This window comes from Micromonospora qiuiae (assembly GCF_016863555.1).
Taxonomy (GTDB): domain Bacteria; phylum Actinomycetota; class Actinomycetes; order Mycobacteriales; family Micromonosporaceae; genus Micromonospora; species Micromonospora qiuiae.
The window spans coordinates 16,721-34,191 of the sequence record NZ_BOPC01000045.1; the positions used below are offsets into that span (position 1 = coordinate 16,721).

18 protein-coding genes are annotated in these 17,471 nt (G+C 72.8%); 5 read left to right on the forward strand and 13 right to left on the reverse strand.

All coding sequences use genetic code 11. The features are described 5' to 3' along the window. Nucleotides 1-4 precede the first annotated feature (4 nt). Genes Vqi01_RS17105 through Vqi01_RS30795 form a run of 8 tightly spaced genes read right to left on the reverse strand, consistent with a single transcriptional unit; the run spans nucleotide 5 to nucleotide 7,767 of the window. The gene (locus tag Vqi01_RS17105; RefSeq protein ID WP_204035802.1) at nucleotides 5-505 is read right to left on the reverse strand and encodes a DUF4913 domain-containing protein; all 501 of its coding nucleotides are present in this window, start codon (nucleotides 503-505) and stop codon (nucleotides 5-7) included. Further along, on the reverse strand, nucleotides 502-2,280 hold the full coding sequence (locus tag Vqi01_RS17110) for a type IV secretory system conjugative DNA transfer family protein (RefSeq protein ID WP_204035803.1): 1,779 nt from the start codon (nucleotides 2,278-2,280) through the stop codon (nucleotides 502-504). Before Vqi01_RS17110 ends, Vqi01_RS17105 begins: the two co-directional genes overlap by 4 nt. Continuing rightward, nucleotides 2,277-3,749, reverse strand: coding sequence for a putative type IV secretion/conjugal transfer ATPase (locus tag Vqi01_RS17115; protein ID WP_204035804.1), 1,473 nt, complete (start codon nucleotides 3,747-3,749; stop codon nucleotides 2,277-2,279). The genes Vqi01_RS17110 and Vqi01_RS17115 overlap by 4 nt, the downstream gene beginning before the upstream one ends. 9 nt (nucleotides 3,750-3,758) lie before the next feature. Then, complete coding sequence (locus tag Vqi01_RS17120) at nucleotides 3,759-5,225, reverse strand: SCO6880 family protein (RefSeq protein WP_204035805.1); 1,467 nt, start codon at nucleotides 5,223-5,225, stop codon at nucleotides 3,759-3,761. Beyond that, nucleotides 5,222-6,436 (reverse strand): hypothetical protein, encoded by a 1,215-nt coding sequence (locus Vqi01_RS17125; RefSeq protein ID WP_239098451.1) that lies wholly within the window; start codon nucleotides 6,434-6,436, stop codon nucleotides 5,222-5,224. The genes Vqi01_RS17120 and Vqi01_RS17125 overlap by 4 nt, the downstream gene beginning before the upstream one ends. A gap of 41 nt (nucleotides 6,437-6,477) precedes the next feature. After that, complete coding sequence (locus tag Vqi01_RS17130; RefSeq protein ID WP_204035807.1) at nucleotides 6,478-7,221, reverse strand: DUF8175 domain-containg protein; 744 nt, start codon at nucleotides 7,219-7,221, stop codon at nucleotides 6,478-6,480. Between the two features lie 10 nt (nucleotides 7,222-7,231). Beyond that, complete coding sequence (locus Vqi01_RS17135) at nucleotides 7,232-7,525, reverse strand: hypothetical protein (RefSeq protein ID WP_204035808.1); 294 nt, start codon at nucleotides 7,523-7,525, stop codon at nucleotides 7,232-7,234. Next, the gene (locus tag Vqi01_RS30795) at nucleotides 7,522-7,767 is read right to left on the reverse strand and encodes a hypothetical protein (RefSeq protein WP_239098452.1); all 246 of its coding nucleotides are present in this window, start codon (nucleotides 7,765-7,767) and stop codon (nucleotides 7,522-7,524) included. The genes Vqi01_RS17135 and Vqi01_RS30795 overlap by 4 nt, the downstream gene beginning before the upstream one ends. A 506-nt stretch (nucleotides 7,768-8,273) precedes the next feature. Here Vqi01_RS30795 and Vqi01_RS17145 point away from each other — a divergent pair. Next, the gene (locus Vqi01_RS17145) at nucleotides 8,274-8,804 is read left to right on the forward strand and encodes a hypothetical protein (RefSeq protein ID WP_239098453.1); all 531 of its coding nucleotides are present in this window, start codon (nucleotides 8,274-8,276) and stop codon (nucleotides 8,802-8,804) included. After that, nucleotides 8,801-9,940 carry a M23 family metallopeptidase gene (locus tag Vqi01_RS17150; protein WP_204035809.1) on the forward strand — a complete coding sequence of 380 codons (1,140 nt, stop codon included), beginning with the start codon at nucleotides 8,801-8,803 and terminating at the stop codon, nucleotides 9,938-9,940. Before Vqi01_RS17145 ends, Vqi01_RS17150 begins: the two co-directional genes overlap by 4 nt. 71 nt (nucleotides 9,941-10,011) lie before the next feature. Here Vqi01_RS17150 and Vqi01_RS17155 read toward each other — a convergent pair whose 3' ends face one another. Further along, the gene (locus Vqi01_RS17155) at nucleotides 10,012-10,341 is read right to left on the reverse strand and encodes a hypothetical protein (protein ID WP_204035810.1); all 330 of its coding nucleotides are present in this window, start codon (nucleotides 10,339-10,341) and stop codon (nucleotides 10,012-10,014) included. 469 nt (nucleotides 10,342-10,810) lie between these two features. Here Vqi01_RS17155 and Vqi01_RS17160 point away from each other — a divergent pair, with 469 nt between their 5' ends. The 3 genes from Vqi01_RS17160 to Vqi01_RS17170 are packed head-to-tail and all read left to right on the forward strand — an operon-like array spanning nucleotide 10,811 to nucleotide 13,828. After that, nucleotides 10,811-11,254 carry a plasmid mobilization protein gene (locus Vqi01_RS17160; RefSeq protein WP_239098454.1) on the forward strand — a complete coding sequence of 148 codons (444 nt, stop codon included), beginning with the start codon at nucleotides 10,811-10,813 and terminating at the stop codon, nucleotides 11,252-11,254. Beyond that, nucleotides 11,251-12,756: a relaxase/mobilization nuclease domain-containing protein gene (locus Vqi01_RS17165; protein WP_204035811.1), complete on the forward strand. Its 1,506-nt coding sequence runs from the start codon at nucleotides 11,251-11,253 to the stop codon at nucleotides 12,754-12,756. The genes Vqi01_RS17160 and Vqi01_RS17165 overlap by 4 nt, the downstream gene beginning before the upstream one ends. Nucleotides 12,757-12,769: 13 nt before the next feature. Then, on the forward strand, nucleotides 12,770-13,828 hold the full coding sequence (locus Vqi01_RS17170; protein ID WP_239098455.1) for a hypothetical protein: 1,059 nt from the start codon (nucleotides 12,770-12,772) through the stop codon (nucleotides 13,826-13,828). A 17-nt stretch (nucleotides 13,829-13,845) separates the two neighbouring features. On the opposite strand, the gene Vqi01_RS17175 is transcribed toward Vqi01_RS17170, so the two are convergent. The 4 genes from Vqi01_RS17175 to Vqi01_RS17190 form a co-directional block, all read right to left on the reverse strand. Further along, nucleotides 13,846-14,457, reverse strand: coding sequence for a hypothetical protein (locus Vqi01_RS17175; RefSeq protein WP_204035812.1), 612 nt, complete (start codon nucleotides 14,455-14,457; stop codon nucleotides 13,846-13,848). Between the two features lie 33 nt (nucleotides 14,458-14,490). Then, nucleotides 14,491-14,805: a hypothetical protein gene (locus Vqi01_RS17180; RefSeq protein WP_145777870.1), complete on the reverse strand. Its 315-nt coding sequence runs from the start codon at nucleotides 14,803-14,805 to the stop codon at nucleotides 14,491-14,493. Further along, nucleotides 14,802-15,086: a hypothetical protein gene (locus Vqi01_RS17185; protein WP_204035813.1), complete on the reverse strand. Its 285-nt coding sequence runs from the start codon at nucleotides 15,084-15,086 to the stop codon at nucleotides 14,802-14,804. Before Vqi01_RS17185 ends, Vqi01_RS17180 begins: the two co-directional genes overlap by 4 nt. A 259-nt stretch (nucleotides 15,087-15,345) precedes the next feature. Further along, nucleotides 15,346-17,364, reverse strand: a complete 2,019-nt coding sequence (locus Vqi01_RS17190; RefSeq protein WP_204035814.1) for a hypothetical protein — start codon at nucleotides 17,362-17,364, stop codon at nucleotides 15,346-15,348. Nucleotides 17,365-17,471: the final 107 nt, after the last annotated feature.

Here is a 17,471-nt window from a genome sequence, read left to right on the forward strand (position 1 = left end):
GGAATCAGGCGCCGGTGGCGTCGGGAAGCTGAGCAAGCACCTCCGGCGGCGCCAGCTCGACCGGAAGCGGACGAGGCTCGGTGTGCTTGTCAGGGCCGCACCGGCTGAACGGGCCGTACTCGGCAGCCAGGGCGGCGAGGTGCGGGTCGAGGTGGTCTCGCCACCAGATGCTCATGCCGGTCTGTGGGTCGCTGACCCGCAGTGTCTCCCATGCGCGCCACAGCGCGTATAGGCGGGAGATCGCCTCGGGGTGTGCCCACCAGCGCGGACACCAGTTGACCCCGGAGGTTGGCCCGGAGGCGAGGCGCCGCTCGACGACGTGGGCGAGGTAGTCCCCGATGAACGCCTCCACCGTGCGGTAGACCGGCTCCGCGGCCGCCGGGTCGGGTGCTGGTGGCTCGGGGGCGGGCGGCGCCGCGTCCGGGTCGCCAGCGAGTTGCCCGAGCAGGGCGCTGAGGTCGGCGACCGGGTCGGTGGCCGCCGGTCCGGGGCTCGGGGTGGTCATGGCGTCGGCTCCGGCGGGGCGTCGGGGGTGAGGGTCCAGTCGGTGCGGCTGTCGGGATCCCAGCGGGCGATCGACGAGCGGATCGCCTCGGCGTACGGCCCGTCCTGCCAGGGTGCGGTGCGGGCGAGCGCCGGCGGGGCGCCGGAGGCGTAGACGACCATCCGGCCGCGGGGCAGGGCGTGCAGGTCGGAGACGTCGAGGATCCGCTGCCGGCGGGTGGAGTGTGAGACCGAGCGTTGGCCCCACCCGGATCCGCTGCTGCTGGTCGACCTGGTGGTGACGTCGTGTTCACCGATGAGCTTGGACAGCTCTTCCAGCCAGTCGGGGTCGGCGACGCCGCCGCCGTAGGTGCGGACGTTCGCCGCGGACCACAGCTTGCGCATCCCCTCGCGTCCCCACACGTCGACGCCCTGCGGGTATGACTGCAGGATCGTGATGATCGGCAGGCCGTGGGAGCCGTAGTAGGAGTAGAGGCTGGGGAGCTGGCGCAGCCGGCAGATGTTGGCCGCTTCATCGAGTACGGCAAGCAGCGGCGGGTCCAGGCGCCGGCCGGCCGAGGCTCGGGCGCGTAGCTCGCCGGCGCGTAGGACGGCGTCGGTGAGCGCGGCGACCAGCGGGGCGGGGGAGCCGGGGCCGCCCTGGGAGAGCAGGTACAGCACGTCGGTGCTGGCCACGAACGCGGCCGGGTCGAACTCGAGGATTCCGCCTCGGCTGGGTGGGGTGATCCAGCGGGTGACGGCGGGCTCGGTGAGGCACATGAGCATTTTTTGGGCGCCGGCGTAGATGCCGCCGCGGGTCTTGTCGGGCATGTTGACCACGCCGGCGACGGCGTCGGCGGGCAGGTCGTAGCCGTGTTCGCGCAGCAGCATCGCGGGCTCGTCGTCGCGGGGGCTGACCGCCCACCGGTACGCGGCGAGCATGTCTCGGCCGGAGCAGGCGGCGGCCAGCAGCAGGTTCGCCACCAGCTCTTCGGAGCTGGGGTCGAAGAAGGCGTCGCGGCTGACGCCCGGCTCCCGCTCGGCGGCGGCGAAGTGCTCAGCCAGGCGGCGGGCGTCGCTGATGGTGGCTACGGCGCGCAGCGGGTTCCACCACATGCCCTGGTCGGCGCCGAGGATGTGCTGTGGGTCGAACGCCCATACGGTGCCGCGGGCGGCGCGTACCTCGCGGGTGGCGTCGACGATGTCGCCCTTGACGCTGGTGACCAGGGTCGGCCCGGGGGCGGCGACGACGGCCGGGATGGCCCGGCTGGTGGTCTTGCCGGTGCGCGGGCCCCAGATGTCGATGGCCATGTCCTCCCACGACTGGCGAAGTGGCATCCCGCCGGCGACGGTGTGGCCGATCAGTACGCCGAGTTGGTCGGGGTCGGGCCGGTCGACGCTGGCGAGGCTGGGGCGGAGCCGGCGGCCGCTGTCGGCGACGCCCTTGGGGCCGAGGTGGGCGAGGTCGGCGCGGGTGGCCATCCGCCGTGCCGCCGAGTCGACCCGGGTCCGCCGTCGGCGGGCCCACCGCCAGGCCGCCATCACCGCCGTGCCCAGCAGCAGTAGGACCGTGACTTCGATGACCGCGATGACGGTGCAGGCGGTGGTCCAGGTGATGTCGCCGCGCAGCACCGCGGCGGCTACCCGGATCGGCCCGCCGCCGTTGTATCCGGGCGGCCGGGTGAGCACGACCGGCAGCCACACCGCGCTGGCGAGGACCAGGGCCACGGCGGCGATACCGCCGACGATCAAACCAGCGTCGTCGTGGCCGCCGCGCGGCCCCGCAGGCCGGCTCACGTCATCGTCCAGCGGAAGTCGGTGTTGCCGAGCTGCTTCTCGACCTCGGTGGGTTCCAGGTGCACAGGGATCCCGGGCCGGGAGCCGACCTTGATCAGGAAGTTCCCGCGGCCGACGGTCTCGCTGCCGTCAGCGGCCCAGGACGGCGGTGCCGACCAGGACAGCACTTCGCGCCGCTCGGCCTGTGACAGCGGCCGCACTCGGGAGACGGCGTCGAGTTCCTGCTCGGAGCAGGGGCCGATCATCAGCACGGCGGACCGTTCGGCGAAGCCGCGGGCCTTCGCCCGGTCGTGGGCGGTGGGCAGCGCCTCCAGGTCGGCCAGGGAGTGGGTGATGAACGCGGTCCCGGTGCCCTTCTGCCGGTTGAGCCGGGTCAGGCCGTCGGCGCGGTCGACCAGGCCGTGCCCGACGCGCAGCGCCCGCCACAGCTCGTCGAGGACGGTGAAGAAGGTTCGGGCCGGCGCCAGGCCGAGGTCGGCCATCAGGTGCGCGGCCTCTACCTGGGCGAATCCGTACGACCAGGTTGACAGCAGGGTGGCGGCGGTGCGCAGCTCGTCGGTGTCGTCGATGCCGGAGATGTCCACGCACACGGCGGGGGTGTCGAGGCGGATCGCGGTGGTGGTCTGCCCTTCGAAGGTGTCGCCGAGCGGGCCGTGCAGCAGCGCCAGCAGCGTGCGGTGCAGGCTGGCGGTCTCCTCCCGGAACCGGGGGAGGTCCTCGTCTTTCTGCCAGAGGGTGACCGCGCGGACCTGCGGCGGGGCGTCGCGGATGACGCGTAGGACGTCGGAGAGCACCGGCTGGGTGTCGGTTTCCCGTTCGGCGAGGTAGCGCAGCGCGGCGGCCAGCACGGTGGTTTCGTCGGAGGTGACGGGTCCGCGTCGGATCAGGGTGGCCAGGGCGACCAGCATGTTCAGCCGCCGGTCGGTGACCGCGGCCCGCACGACGGCGCCGGTGCGCTCGTCGACCCGGTCGAGGACCTGCCGCCAGGGGCCAGCGTCGAGGGGGTTGATCCGGTCCAGGCCCGGCCCGACCCGCAGCACCTGCCCGCCGAGCGCGCGGACCAGCTCGGCGTAGTCGGGCTTGAGGTCGCCGAGGATCAGCGGCGTGACGCCCTGGGCGGTGAGCCCGAGAACCATCCGGCGTACGGCCGTCGACTTGCCCATGCCGGGTTCGCCCTCGATCCACACGGACGGGTTGTTGATCAGCCGGGCGCGGGTGTACCAGGAGATCGGGTCGAAGCAGACGGCGCTGCCGGTGTAGAGGTGCCGGCCGAGCGGCACGCCGATCATCGGCGTGGACGCGCCGGTGCCGAACGGGAACAGCCCGCAGACCTGGACGGTCGTGCCCCGGTACTCGGTGGGCGGTTCGATGTAGGACCAAGCGCCGCCGCCGGGCCCGGTGTAGCCGAGGCGGCCGGGCCGGCGGGCTGGTCGACCCGGTGGGCGGGGGGCGCGGGGTGCGGTGGTCATGCCGGCGTCCTAGAAGGGGATTGTGGCGTGGGTGGGCAGGACCACGCCGGTGGGCAGGCCGGCGGCGAACCCGGCGGCCTGGCAGCCGTACATCGGGCGCAGTGTCAGGCGTGCCTCGCCGGCGCGGGCTCGGATGATGCCGGTGGCCTCGTCGAGCTGCTTGTCGTTGGCGACGGTGGCGGTGACCAGCACGGTGAACCGGGTGACGCCGGCGCCGGTGGCCTCTTCCTCCGCGGCCTGGTCGGCGGCGGCCAGGTCGGTGAGGTCCCGGGCGCTGGGCCGGTGCTTCTTGCTGGCGAGGAATCGGGCGTCGCGCTTGTCGGCCTCGACCAGCCGGGCCGCCTCGCCCGGGGAGTACGGCCGGTAGATCATCGTGACCCGCTTGCGTAGCAGTTGCGGGTCCGGGTCGGTCAGCCGGGCGAACAGCCGCGAGTACACCACTCCTCGGGGGGCCTCGACCATGCACCAGGTACGCGACACCCCGGAGTCGTGCCGGTAGAAGTCCCAGCTCTCCCGGGTGGCCACCGGACCGGCCTGCGTCCAGTCGGGCGTGAGGTGCGGGTCCCGGGCGAGGTCCAGGGCGGCGGCCGGGTCGTACGCGGCGCGCACCACGCCGGCGAGCCTGCGGGCGGACATCGGCGCGATGCCGGCGCCGGTGGCGCCGGTGAGGCCTGCGTGCAGGTGCGGCAGCCGGGCGGCGACTTCCCGGCAGACGTCCTCGTGGGACATCGACCGGCCGGGCGGGGCGGTGTAGGTCAGCGACACGCGGGTGTCCACGGTCGCCGAGCCGGCCGGGTACGACTGGACGACGTCGTTGAGCACCTGCAGGGCCAGCGCCGGCGCGTCGGGCCGGGAGGTGGCGGCCACCTCGGCGGCCAGCCGGGTGCCGGGATCCGGGGTGGTCTCGACGGTGACTTGCGCCTGCACGAGCTGCGGCTCGCGGGACAACGCCGAAAGCCAGGACGCCAGGTGCGCGACGCGGGCGTCGATGACCGCCTGGTCGACCAGGTCCATCCCCTCGGGAGCGCATCGCAGGGTGACGGTGTAGTGGCGGCTCTGCGGCACCACGACGACCGCGACGACCCCGGAGCGGCCGGTCTCCACCTCATACACCTCGCTGCGGGCCAGCACCCCGGGCAGCTGGTGAGCGGCGGCCACCCGGGAGGCCACCCCGGAGATGTAGACGTGGTGACGACGAGCCCGCGCAAGCCACCAAGCCACCCGAGCGGTGATGACCTGGAAGCCGGTACGGCCATTGATCCGAATCGCCAGCGGGGCCAGGACCAGGACGCCGAGGACCGCCGTGACGAGCGAAGCCAGTGGAGAGACCGGCAGCATCATCGCGGCGATCACCATGACCAGGAACGCCGCGATGGTGCCAACTGGGCCCAGACCGAACAGTCCTGCGCCCCGGCCGAGCCGCCAGTTGCCGTAGGTGGGCTGCTCGGTCGCCCGGTCCCGAATTCCTGTGCTCATGAACCCTCACCGCCCACTGCTCCGGAGCCCGTTTCGCCGATTTTGCGTACGGTGGCGGGACCGGCCTTCGCTGCGGCGACCCCACCGGCCACGGCGATCCCGGCCGGCCCGGCTGCCGCTGCGGCACCGGCACCGGAGCCTGCTGCCGTGCCCGCCGTTGCGGAACTGGCTCCCGCACTCGCGGCCCCGGCTTTCGCCCCTGACCCGGCTGCGGCGGTGGCCCCGCCCGTTCCGGATGCGGCGCCTCCGCCAGCAGGGCGCGGTGGCGGCACCGGCGCTGACGGCATGGCGCCACCAGGCCGGCCCTTGCCATCGTCGCCCGTTCGGCCGCCGGATCCGCCGCCGGACTTACCCCCACTGTTGGCCAGCCGCACCGCGCCGGAAGCGAGCTGCCCGGCCGTAGAGACTGCGGCCACCGCAGCGCCACTGGACCCGCCGGTGGACAGCACCGACACCGCCGGGGCGATCAGCCGCAGCAGGGCGGGCAACGCCACGATGGCCATGCAGAACATGACCAGGCCGGTCAACAGGTCGGTCAGGCTCTTGCTCTCACCTCCGAGCCAGAACACCGCGGCGTAGATCGTGGCGGCGGCCGGCTTGTAGAGCACCAGGGCGAGCAGCCACGTCGCATACCGGCTGCGTACCGAGCCGCCCACCGCAGCGGCCACCGGCAGCAGCCCGGCCAGCAGGACCAGGCCGGCGTTGCGGGCCAGCAGCAGCAGAAGCTGAACCATGGTGGACAGGAACACCATGATCGAGATGCCGATCACGACCAGGGCCGGTAACCCGGCGGTCGCGGGGGCGGGAGCAAGTAGCAGGAGCCGCTTGCCGAGGTCACCGTTGGCGGAGGCAGAGAGGATCCAGTCGGCGTAGGCGTCACCGATGCCGATGAGCAGTTGCACCGCCGGCACGCCGGCGCCGGTGAGTACCACCAGAGCGACCATGTTCCTGGCAAAGGAGCCGGCTTCCCGGCCGTTGCGTTCCAGCGCCATCTTCATGGCCGCGATCAAAACCGCGCCGACGGCGATCGCTGCGACCGCCCAGTTGGTGTAGGTACGCAGATGCTGGACGACCCCGGAGGTCTGCGACACCTCCGGGGTGGGGATGGCCAACCAGCCGGTGACCAGTGCCTTGAGCATCTCCGCAGCGGCCTGGGATGCCTGCTCGGCCAGCTCGTCGAGGAACCGGCTGGCGGTGCTCTCCAGGACCATCCCGGGAACGCACCATGGCTGGAGGCCCGGGTTGCATGACACTACCGCGCCCCCCACTCGACGACGCCGATCAGATCGGTGGTCTGCCGGTTCACCGACGTCCACGCACCGCCGGGTGGTGCGATCATCCGCCAGTCCCCATCGCGCCAGCGCAAGGTCAACGACAGCACGTGATAGCGCGACGTACCGGCCCCCGGGGCGCGCATGGTCAGGCCGATCACGGCGGTGTCCGGGGTGTAGGACTGGTAGCTGAAACCGGCGATTTGGCTGAGCTCCCCTGGCTGTGCCGGGGCGTCGCCGGCCTCGCGCAGCGCTGCCAGGAGCCGGTCCCGGTCGGTACCCGGCTCAAACTGCTGTTCGATCGTCGGCTCCCACGACTGCCGGCCAGCATCGAACCCAGCCCGGGCGCTGAGCTGCGCGGCGGCGATCAGCGCGCCTTCGGGGGTGTGCGCGTACCCGCTGGCCGTACCATCCGCAATGCGGGTAGGGCCGGCCGACGAGCTGACGGGCACTGCGGTTTGACCGACCAGCTCCCACCGCACCCCGGCCGGTGGGGCGGTCGGCACGGTGGTGGGCAGAGTCTGCGGCTTGGTGGTCTCGGCCGGTGCCGGGCTCACCGGTGGCGCTTCGGTGGCTTTCGTGTCGTCGTTACTGCCGGCTGACGACACCGCGACGAGCACCCCGATGGTGATGACGACAAGCACCAGCGCCGCAGAGGCGATAAAGGTGGGCCGCGTCCACGGCGGGCGGTCGGCGAAGTCCTGGGGGGCAGACGAGCGCGGCAACGCGTTCCTCCTAGATCAGCGCGGACACGATCGCCGACGCGCTTCCGATGAGCAGGCAGGCGGCGAACACCCAGCCGAGCTGGGAGACGTTGGTGTCGTCGCCACGACGGTGCGAAAGAGCCATCTTTGCTGCGGTGAACAGCAGTCCGCCGACGCAGGCGGTGACGGCCAGGTAAGCCACCCACCTCAGGATCCTGAGGACCTTTTCCCCCAATTCGGGTGGCGGCTCCCCGCTCCCCGGGTTTGGCACCGGGGCCGCAGCCACAGCGGCCTGAAGTTGATCCAGGTAGTCGATCAGCGTCATCGTTTCCCTTCCCGGGCTGGGCTTACCTTGTGCCAGATCGCGTTGCGCAGGGCCTCGACGTCGGGGGAAGCGCCGACGTCGCACGGGTCATCAGCGGCGAGGAGCGCGTCGACCCAGCCGATGCGCCAGACCTCTGGCGCCCACCCGCGGAGCAGTTGTAGTCGTTCGGTGGCGATGCGCGGCGGCTTTCGGGGTGAGGCGGCGACCGCGACCACGCCGAGTACCTTCGTCAGGCTGGACATGCCTGGGGTGTTACGCCACTGCTCGATGGCGCCGGTCGCGGCCCAGGTGCCCGACGAGGATGCTCGGCAGACCAGAACCACATGGGCCGGCGGCATCGCTGGCGTCACCTGGGGCCAGTTCCTGCTGCCGAAGTCCAGGCCGAAGCCGACCAGCCGCGCGAGGGTGCTTGTTCCGGCGCCGCCGTGGCATCCGACCCACCACACTGGCGGCCAGTCACGGAGATTCTGCGGAATCGCCGCGAAGGGCATTGCCGGGGCGGGACCGGGGCGCGTTCGGGAGGGTGCGACAGCCGCTGCCTTCACCGGCCGCCCTGCCGGCGGGCGCAGAGAAACCCCATCATTCGATGCCTCCCCCGTCTTCCAAGGTCACCGACAAGCACCCGACAGTAGCACTGCGTTTCCGAATGGATCTATGGTGATTGCTCTGCCGCGATAGGACGCGAAAAGCACCACGGGGGAGGCGTCGAATGGCACGCAGGGCCCGAACATTGGCGCACATTGGCCACGTGAATCGGCAGGTCCACCTTGCCTCTGGCCTTGTTTTCGCCGCGATGTGGGCGGTTGGCTGCGCACCCACCGGCGATCCGGGCGTACCGGCACCGCAGCGCAGCGGCCCGGTCTACCCGATAGCCGACACCGGTGACGGACCACCGTCGCCAGCGGGGGAGCAGCCGGGCGTGGACGACCACGGCGACGACCGGCCACCTGTGGCCCCGCCGCCGGCGGCACAGGCAGCACCCGTTGCGGCGGCGTTCGCTGCGGCATGGGCGCGTCCCGACCTGCCGGCCGAGACGTGGTGGCGGGGGGTCGCGTCACGCTGCGACGAGGGGTTCGCTCACGTGCTCCGTACGGTCGACCCGGCGCGGGTGCCAGCGACACGGGTGACAGGCCGACCGGTGGCGAAGCAGGCGCCGAAGAACGGCGCGGCCGTGTACGAGGTGACCACCGACTCGGGGACGCTGACCGTCAGGCTGGCTGGCGTCGGTGGGCGGTGGGTAGTGACCGGGAACGACTTCACCCGGTCGGTGAGCCGATGAACCGTCGATCGGTCGCGCTGGGCGTGGCGGTGCTCGCGGTGGTCATGCTGATGTGCGGTGGCACCGTGGTTTTGCCGCTGGTGATGTTCGGCCAGGCGCAGGCGGAAGCGGCAGCGTGCGAACTGCCATCCCTGCCCGGGGCGTCGCCGGTTCCCGGTGCCGGCGGGTGGGGCAGCGCCGAGACGACGCACGCCGCCACCATCGTCGCCGTCGGCCGGCAGCGTCAGGTGCCGCCGCGCGGTTACGTCATCGCGCTGGCGACCGCGATGCAGGAGTCCACGCTGCGCAACCTGGCCAATGCCAACGTGCCCGAGTCGCTGACCCTGCCGCACGAGGGCGTGGGCCGCGACCACGACTCGGTCGGGTTGTTCCAGCAGCGCCCGGGGTGGGGCAGTGTCCGTGAGCGGATGACGCCCACCTACGCCGCGGGGAAGTTCTACGAGGCGCTGCTGCGGGTCGACGGCTGGCAGCGTATGCGGTTGACCGACGCGGCGCAGGCGGTGCAACGCTCCGGCTACCCGGAGGAGTACCAGAAGTGGGAGGACGACGCCGAGCAGCTCGCGGCGCTGGTGCTCGGCCTGCCGAGCATCGACGACATCGGCGGTGGTGCGCCGACCGCCCCGTGCGGGATCGACGACCTGGGGCCGGTGCCGGTGGGGCCGGGCGGTTGGGTGCAGCCGATCCGGGCCAGCATCGTCAGCGGCTTCGGGCCGCGCGGCGGTCGACTGCACGCCGGCGTGGACCTGTCGCAGGCCGACGTGCGCGGTGACGCGATCCGCGCGGCGTCGACCGGTGTGGTGGAGCAGGTGAAGTGCGACTGGTACACCACCTGCGATCGCGACGGGAACACCAGCCAGCGCGGCTGCGGCTGGTACGTCGACATCCGCCACCCGGGCAACATCGTGACCCGCTACTGCCACATGATCCAGCGGCCCGAGGTGTCCATCGGCCAGCAGGTCACGGCCGGAACGGTCATCGGGTTCGTGGGCAACAGCGGCGGCAGCTCCGGACCGCACCTGCACTTCGAGGTCCACGTAAACGTGCCCAAGGGCCCGCACCACGCCAACGGCAGCAACGCGGTCGACCCAGTGCCGTTCATGCGCGCCCGCGGTGCCCCCTTGGGGGCGGGCACATGACCAGGATTAGCGCGACCGCCTCCCCCGACACAGCGGAGGAGGCCGTCGACGTGCCAGCGCGATCCCCGGGCCTACTGCGGGGGAACCTCCCCGGGCGGCGCAACCTGCTCGCCAGCGGCGGAAGGCGAGGTCGAGCGCGGCGGACGGCGACGCCGGGCCGGTGCGGACACCGGGGCGTCCAGGCCGAGCTTGGTCAGGTCGTCGGGCGTCCAACCGCCCTGCAGGGCCGCCGCGTACCGATCGGCGTAGCGGGCGTTGGCCTCGCGCAGAGCTTCCGCGAGCTGGTCACGCTCGTGCCGCGCCGTGGCTGCCTCGCCGACCAGGTTGGCGCGCTCACGCAGCAGCTGAAGTGCTGCCTTCTCCGTCTCAGCGCGAACGGCCTTGGCAGTCTGTTCGGCCATGGAACCCTCCCCCAGGGTGCTTCAATCTCGTGTGCCTGGACGCCGAGCCTAGCGGCGAAGATCGATCTGCGCGGTACTGCTTTTCCACCCTTCCCCCCGGCCGGTGGGGGCGATCTTCGCGTCAGCCGAGGACGTCGACCAGGGTCAAGGGTGGGCCGAAGGCCCATCGCGCAGCGACGCAACGCGCCCTTGACGCTGGGCGGCGGCCGGCTACCGTCTCTAGCCCTCACGGGGTGGGTTTCTGACGCGCGTCGGGCGCACTCGGTGCCACGACGCAGCCTGGTCGTGTGCACACGAGCAGCCGAGCGCCGTCGGGCGCACTCGACGCCACGGCCCAGCCAGGCCGCGTGCACACGACCAGCCGGCGCTGCCGGAGCAAGTTGGAGTAAAAGTCTGACTTTTGGTCAGACGGGCCGCGCTGCGGCCGGCCGATACACGGCGGGTGGCGTCCGCCGGGAGGGTGGTCGACGTGGCTGAACCGGCCCAGGTCGGGGTGGTCCGCTTCGGTGCGAGCCAGCGCCGGCGGCGTGCTCACAACGACGACGATCCGCGCGTGCACCGGGTAACCGTGCGGCTGTCCGAGGCAGAGATGACGGCGGTCGAGGCGAACGCAGCGGCAGCCCGGATGGCCACCTCGGCGTACCTGGCGGAGGTCGGATCGGCGCCGCTCGTACCCGCCCCAGCAGGTCCGGACGGCGCTGCGGAGACGGGACCCCTGCTGGTCGAGCTGATGGGCGTGCACCGGCAAGTTCGGGGTGCGGCGCACAACCTGAACCAGGCCGTAGCGCGGCTGCACTCCACCGGAGAGCCGGGCGGAGACCTGGCCGCCGCAGCGGCGTACCTGGCGAGAGTGGCGGCGCGGGCCGACGAGCTGGTGACCGCGATCGCCGCCGCGCAGACGGGCCGCCGATGATTCCGAAGGTGACCTACGGCAGCCGGGTACGCGGTCTGCTGGAGTACCTGTGGGGGCCGGGGAAGGCCGAGGAACACGTCAATCCGCACCTGGTCGCCGGGTACGACGATGTGGCGCTGCTCGCCCCCGATCGCCGTGACCGTGAGGGTGGCGGGTGGTCGCTAGAGGAGTTGGCGGCGCGGCTGGACGCGCCGCAGATCGCCGCTGGCGAGCGCGGGGTGCGGCAGTACGTGTGGCAGTGCTCGCTGAGCCTGCCCGCGCAGGAGGGGCAGCTCGACGACGCGATCTGGTCGCGCATCGCGGGCCGGTTCGTGGCCGAGATGGGCTTCACCGGCGACGCGGAGCGGGCCGGGTGCCGGTGGATCGCGGTGCGGCACGGCCTGTCGGCCAAGGGCAACGACCACGTGCACCTGGTCGTCACCTTGGCCACCGAGGACGGGGCGCCGGTGTGGCTGCGGCAGGACAAGCGGCGCAGCCAGCAGGTCGCCGATCTCCTGGAGGACGAGTTCGGGCTCGGTAAGTGGACGCCTGGCCGGGCGGGGGTGACGAAGCGGCCGGAGCTGAACCGGCCGGAGGTCGACCGGGCCCGGCGCAGCGGCCAGGCTCCGGATCGGGAGCTGCTGCGCCGCCAGGTCCGCGCTGCGCTGGCCGGCGCCCGAAGTGAGGCCGAGTGGGTCGCACGGATGAAGGGTGCGGGGCTGCTGGTCGCCCCGCGGACCTCGGCGAAGGACCCGAACCAGGTGGTCGGATACGCCGTCGCGCTGCGGCCGAGCGGGGCGGGCACGCCGACCTGGTACGCCGGGCGCAGCCTGGACGGCGACCTCAGCCTGCCCCAGGTCCGCACGCGATGGCCCGAGGTCGAGCGGCCCTCGGTCGGCCAGTGGAAGGCAGCGGATTCCGCGGAATCGCACCTGCGTGGCGAGGACCGGATGGCGGTGTGGCGATCGTCGGCCGCCGCGCTGGAGGCGATCAGCGGTCGGCTGGCCGGGGTGGCGCCCGACTCGCCGCAGTGGCCAGCGGTGGCGCGGGCCAGCGCTGAGCTGCTGGCACGGGTGGCGGCGGCCACCGAACCGTCGGGGCAGGGTCCGATGAGTCGGGCCGCCGACGCCTTGGCCCGGGCGGCGGCGCCACCGCGTCGCGCGCTGGCGCCGCCGGCGTCGTCGGTGGCCCGGGAGTTGGGTCGCGTGGCGGACGCGCTGCTGGTCGCCGGACACGCCCGCGACGGCGGTGAGGCGGCCGTCCTGCTCGCTGTCGTCGTCCAGGCGGCCCGCCTAGTCGTGGCGCTGGCCGAGCTGCGCGCCGCGCAGCAACAGGCCCACGCCGCCGGCGCCGCTGCTGCTGCCGCCGCGCACCTGATGCCCCTGCTCCAGTCGGGCGCCCAGCTCGTCGACCAGGTACAGGTGCCGAAACAGGGCGGGCCGCCGCAGCGGCCGGTCCACACCGTGCCGGGCCCGGCCCGGCCCCGCGTCGACCCCACGATCGAGCGCGATTCGCAGCGTTGAGGAGGACGAGCTAGTGGCCGAGAACGAGATGGCCGAGATCCACCAGCGCACTACCGCGGCGGTCACCGCCGCGATCCAGGCGGCTGGCCAACTGGCGCAGGCGGCCATCGAGATCCGCGTCGCCCAGCTGCAACGCGCCGCTCGGGCCAGCGAGGAGCAGGCCCGCCGCATCCGCGCCCAGGTGCGGGCGGCCCAGCAGGCCGGCGCGACCGTGTGGCGGCCGGCGACTCGGCCGTCGTGGTGGCGGCAGGCGTCGGCCGAGGACATCGCGCGGGCCTGGCGGGCCAGCACCGAGTGGGCGGCCGTCGACCCGCGCGCCCAGGCCGCCCAACGGGTCATCGTGGTGCGGCTCGCCGAGCGCGGCGTCCATGTCGACCCGCAGAATGGTGCCCGGCCGGGGGACGAGACATGGCTGTCCGATCAGCTCGACCGCGCCGCCATGGACGACGTCGGCCGACCGGCGGAGGCCCGATCGGCGGAGGCCCGGCATGATGACGCCGGCGAGCGGCGCCGCACCGCCCAGGAGCGCCAGGAGGCGATGGCGGTGCACGTGCGGGAGGTGTGGTCCGCCGACCGGGCGGAGCGGGTCATCGCCTCGGCGGCGTGGCCGGCGCTGGCCTACAAGCTCGACCAGTTGGAGCGCGCCGGGCACGATGTGCGCGACCTGCTGCGGCAGGTGCCCGGCTTTGTCGACCGGGCCCACACGCCCGCTGCGTACGCGTTCCGGGTGGTCGACGACTACGCCACCGAGCAGGGCGCCGGGGCGACGCAGGCCCACGGCACCGTCCAGGGCGACGGGAATCGTCCCGCCGTCACCCTTGACGGTGAGTGGCGGGAGACGGGCGGCGGCAGGGGGGAGAATGCTCGCGGCGACCGCCCCGAAGCGGGCCAGACGTTTGGCGGGCCCGGTGATCGTGACGTGCAGGCGGCGAAGCTCGCGGCCCAGGGATTCCCTCAGTCGACCGCGGACGCTGTCACCGAGGCCACATCGGCAGGCCGGCCGGCTGAGGCGACACCGGCGCCAGCGCGGTCTCCTTCGGCGGGTGTGACCGCCGAGGCGCCGGGACGGTAGAGGCCGCGCTGACGCGGTCAGGGGCAGGCGTCGCAGAACGTCAGCGTGGACTCGACTGGGGAGGTTTCGCACTCGACGCAGACGTACAACCCGCAGTGGTAGCAGGTGACGGAGTCGCTGTCGGCCAGGTCGAAAAACATCCCGGGGTTGGCGCGGTGCAGCACCCGGTCCGTGGACTCGCAGCCACCGATGCAGCGCCCATCAGGGCCGGTGGGCTGGCGGGGCGGGAAGACGGTGCACTTGGTGTACCGGCGGTCAGCCTGGTGATCGCGCGGGTCGGTGCAGCCACGCGTGCAGGGCCAGTACTTCGGTGGGCGAGGCGTACAGGTGGAGCACGCGCGGGGATCGCCGCCGTGGGGGCAGGCGCGGCGGATGGGGAAGTCCTGGCCGTTGGCGGGACGCAGGTACCCGGGTGGTGCGTGCAGGGGCCAGAGGCGGTAGGCGCAGTTGTAGCAGTTGGTGTGCTGGTGCCAGTCGACCGTCGGGACGGTGCGAGTGGCGGTGTCAGGCACCAGGGCGCCACACCATGTCTTGATCCCGTCCTGGCTGACGTGGACCTTGCCGGCCTTCCAGCGCACGACGAGCATCGGCGCCCGGCCAGGCGCGGAGGAGCCATCCACCTGCTGCATGGTCAGACCGTACGGCCAGCGTCCGACATCGCCCTAGGCGGCAGCGGGACGCTCCCGGCGGGCAACCTGGGCCAGCGCGCGGACGACGTCCGCGGGCCGCACGGTGATCGGCTCGTCGCCGGCGGCGTCGAGCGTGGCGTAGTGCGCCTCCACGATCTCCCGCAGGATTGCCCCCGGCTTCACGCCCCGGGCCTCCGCGTCCTCCATCACCCGGCGGGCGATGTCGCTCGGGTACCGGGCGGACATGCTCACCTTCGTCGTCGGCGGGGTGTCGTCGACCACCGCGTCGGACCAGTCGCGGCTCTCCAGCGACTCCTGCGCCGCCCTGATGTCCTCTGCTCGGCTCATCGCCCGCCCCTCTCCATCAACTTGCGCAGCGGCTGCGCCTCGTCCTCGTCGAGCCACCGCGCCCCGACCACCACGTACTCGTCGTCGGTCTCCTCGATGAGCGCCACCGCCAGCAGCCGCCCGTCCTGCACCGCGCCGACGACGTGCATCACCGCGCCGATGTGGCGCACGATCCGGGGCCGGGCGGCGGTGAGCACGTGCAGGGCCGCCTGCCAGCCGACGCCAGCGCGGTCGAGCGCCTCGTAGCTGGTGTACGAGAACCGGTACGGGTCTACCGACATAGGGGAAAGTATACAAACGCATACGCCGGGTGGAGTGGCTTCCAGGCAGGTAGCCGATGCTTCCTTCGTCTGCCCGGCGATCTGACCGCACCCAGCGACTGACGACCCGGAACCAGCTCCCGCCGGTGGGCGTTGGCCGGGACGTCGCCCCGACTGGCGCGGGCGGCGACCACTGCACTCGAAGGCGCAAGTCCGCGCCGACCACGAGAACGCTGCTTTAGCGTCGGTCCGAACGCTGCCGGGCCGTGGCGGGCGACGGTCAGTGGCCGGCGGTGGGTGGCTGCCGCATCCGGGTCAGGGCGGCTTCGTGCCCGAGGTCGATCGCAGTGAGACGTTGACGTAGGGCACGGGTCTCCCGGTCGGCTGCGTCCGGCCACCTGTCGTCGAGGGGGAGCACGGCGATCCGTTCCTGCGTTTCCGCGGCCGCCATCCGCCGGGCGGCCGGGTGGTCGACGAGGATCGCCCGGATCGCGTGCGCCGCGTCCGCCGGGGTGATCGCCTCGAAGTCGGCGGGCAGCCCGGCGGTGAACGTGCCATGCCCGACCGCGAGCACAACGGTTTTACCAGCCTGCCGGAGCCCATCGACGGCGGTACGCACCGCTGTGGTGACGAGCCGGCCCAGGTCGGTGCGGTCTCCGCCGCCGCGGGCGATCAGCACCCCGTCCAGTCCGGGGTCACCGGCGAGGGCGCGCAGGACGGCGGCGAGCTCGTCGGCGGCGCCGGCCGCGTTCGCGGCGAACGTACGGTACTGCACGTCGAGGACCCCGCCGTCGAGTTTCGGCGCGATGTCGGAGCCGACATGCCCCCGGGACGTGATCACGCACACGCGGGGCCGTGGCGGCGGGGTGCCGCGCAGTCCGGGCGGGCGCAACGCGTCGACGAGGTGCTGTTCGCGGCCGCCGGCGGCTCGGATTGCGCGCAAACCAGTGAAGTGCCGCCAGATCGCGTCCTCGAGCAGGAGCGCGTCCTCGCTGTCCGGATCGTCGAGGACGGCGACCAGGTGCGCGCCGGTGGGAACACCGGGCTGGGGACGGAACCGGAACGTAGCCTGCAGCGCCGTGTCGGCTTCCCGGCCCCGGCCAGCACGTTCGAGGACGGCGGCAACCGCGGCTGGCTCCAGGGTGGTCGTTACAGCCGGGCGCCGGTACTCCGGCGGGCGGGTGTACCGGATCGTCCACGGCATCGCGGTCAGCTGGCCGAGAGTGCGGGTCAGCAGGGTCTCGTGACGGCGCAGCCGGTCACGGTCGGCGTCGAAGATCTCGATGGTGAGGGTGAATGTTGGGCGGCTGGTCTCCCCGGCGGTTTCGACGTGAACGCGGTGCGCGCGCAGGAACGCGGCGGCCGCGTCCAGGTGCCGTCCGGCAGCCAGCCGGGTAACCAGCCGAGTGACGGTCAGGATCGAGCCGTGCGGCAGGAATGCCTCCGCGGGCGCGTACGCGGCACCGCTGGTGCGCCGCAGCGGATCCTGCGGGGCCGCAGCGGCGGCCGCGTCGCCGAGGTGCCGTCCGGCGAGCAGCAGCGCGCCGAGGTCACTGTTCGCGGCAACGCAGCCGACAAGGTCGTCGAGGATGCGCCTGCCGAGCCCGGCGGACCAGGTGCCGGTGCCGGGGTGCCAGCCGCACCCAGCGTAGTCGTGGTAGTGCCGTTCGGGTGGGACGGCGATGTACTCACGGGCGACCGCGATGATGTCGGCGAGCTGGCCCACGTCGGCGGTGCCGATCAGGTCGTGGACGCCGGTGACCTCTGGCAGGCCGAGGCGGGCGGCGATGACGTCGCCGAGGTCGCGCACCTCGTCGTCGCGGGCGTCGACGCACGGGTAATCGAGCTCACGGGCGAAGTAGCAGCGCTCGTGCAGCCAGGTGAGGATGTCGGCCAGGGTGCGCCGGGTCGCCGCTTCGTCGAGGCGGCGTACGGGCACATGCCCGGATCCGACGTCGACGGGCCACCGCCGCGGGGAGTGTGTCACCTGGTGCGGTAGGGCGCGCAGGAATCCGTCCAGTTCGCCGGTGCCGGTCTGGCTGAACGCGGCCGCGACATCGCCGGCGGTGAACGCGTCCTGCAGGATTAGTTCGGCCATGCCGTACCACTCGGTGCCGCCGCGGGCGAATAGTTCGGTGACGGCCGCAGCGATCGTGTCCGGGCTGAACCGCAGGCCGAGCCCGGCGAATATGCCGCCGTCGGTCGTGGGGCTGGGATCCGGGTTGCCAAAAGACGGGCTGCTGGCGGTTGAGCTGCCGGAAGGGGCGCTGGAGGGCAGGGCGGAGCCGAGGTCGGGCATGCAGTTCAGCGTGCCCGCGGCCGGCGGTGAGAGGCAACCCGCCTGCTGGCCGGATACGCGGGCGGATCCGGCCGCGTACGTGGCGTCTGATTGAGCTGCCAGGCACG

Coding starts and splice junctions, on each gene's coding strand:
- Vqi01_RS17125 (WP_239098451.1), bottom strand. CDS start 6,436: ATGGTCCTGGAGAGCACCGCCAGCCGGTTCCTCGACGAGCTGGCCGAG.
- Vqi01_RS17175 (WP_204035812.1), bottom strand. CDS start 14,457: ATGCAGCAGGTGGATGGCTCCTCCGCGCCTGGCCGGGCGCCGATGCTC.
- Vqi01_RS17180 (WP_145777870.1), bottom strand. CDS start 14,805: ATGAGCCGAGCAGAGGACATCAGGGCGGCGCAGGAGTCGCTGGAGAGC.
- Vqi01_RS17165 (WP_204035811.1), top strand. CDS start 11,251: ATGATTCCGAAGGTGACCTACGGCAGCCGGGTACGCGGTCTGCTGGAG.
- Vqi01_RS17120 (WP_204035805.1), bottom strand. CDS start 5,225: ATGAGCACAGGAATTCGGGACCGGGCGACCGAGCAGCCCACCTACGGC.
- Vqi01_RS17115 (WP_204035804.1), bottom strand. CDS start 3,749: ATGACCACCGCACCCCGCGCCCCCCGCCCACCGGGTCGACCAGCCCGC.
- Vqi01_RS17190 (WP_204035814.1), bottom strand. CDS start 17,364: ATGCCCGACCTCGGCTCCGCCCTGCCCTCCAGCGCCCCTTCCGGCAGC.
- Vqi01_RS17185 (WP_204035813.1), bottom strand. CDS start 15,086: ATGTCGGTAGACCCGTACCGGTTCTCGTACACCAGCTACGAGGCGCTC.
- Vqi01_RS17135 (WP_204035808.1), bottom strand. CDS start 7,525: ATGACGCTGATCGACTACCTGGATCAACTTCAGGCCGCTGTGGCTGCG.
- Vqi01_RS17105 (WP_204035802.1), bottom strand. CDS start 505: ATGACCACCCCGAGCCCCGGACCGGCGGCCACCGACCCGGTCGCCGAC.
- Vqi01_RS30795 (WP_239098452.1), bottom strand. CDS start 7,767: ATGTCCAGCCTGACGAAGGTACTCGGCGTGGTCGCGGTCGCCGCCTCA.
- Vqi01_RS17155 (WP_204035810.1), bottom strand. CDS start 10,341: ATGGCCGAACAGACTGCCAAGGCCGTTCGCGCTGAGACGGAGAAGGCA.
- Vqi01_RS17150 (WP_204035809.1), top strand. CDS start 8,801: ATGAACCGTCGATCGGTCGCGCTGGGCGTGGCGGTGCTCGCGGTGGTC.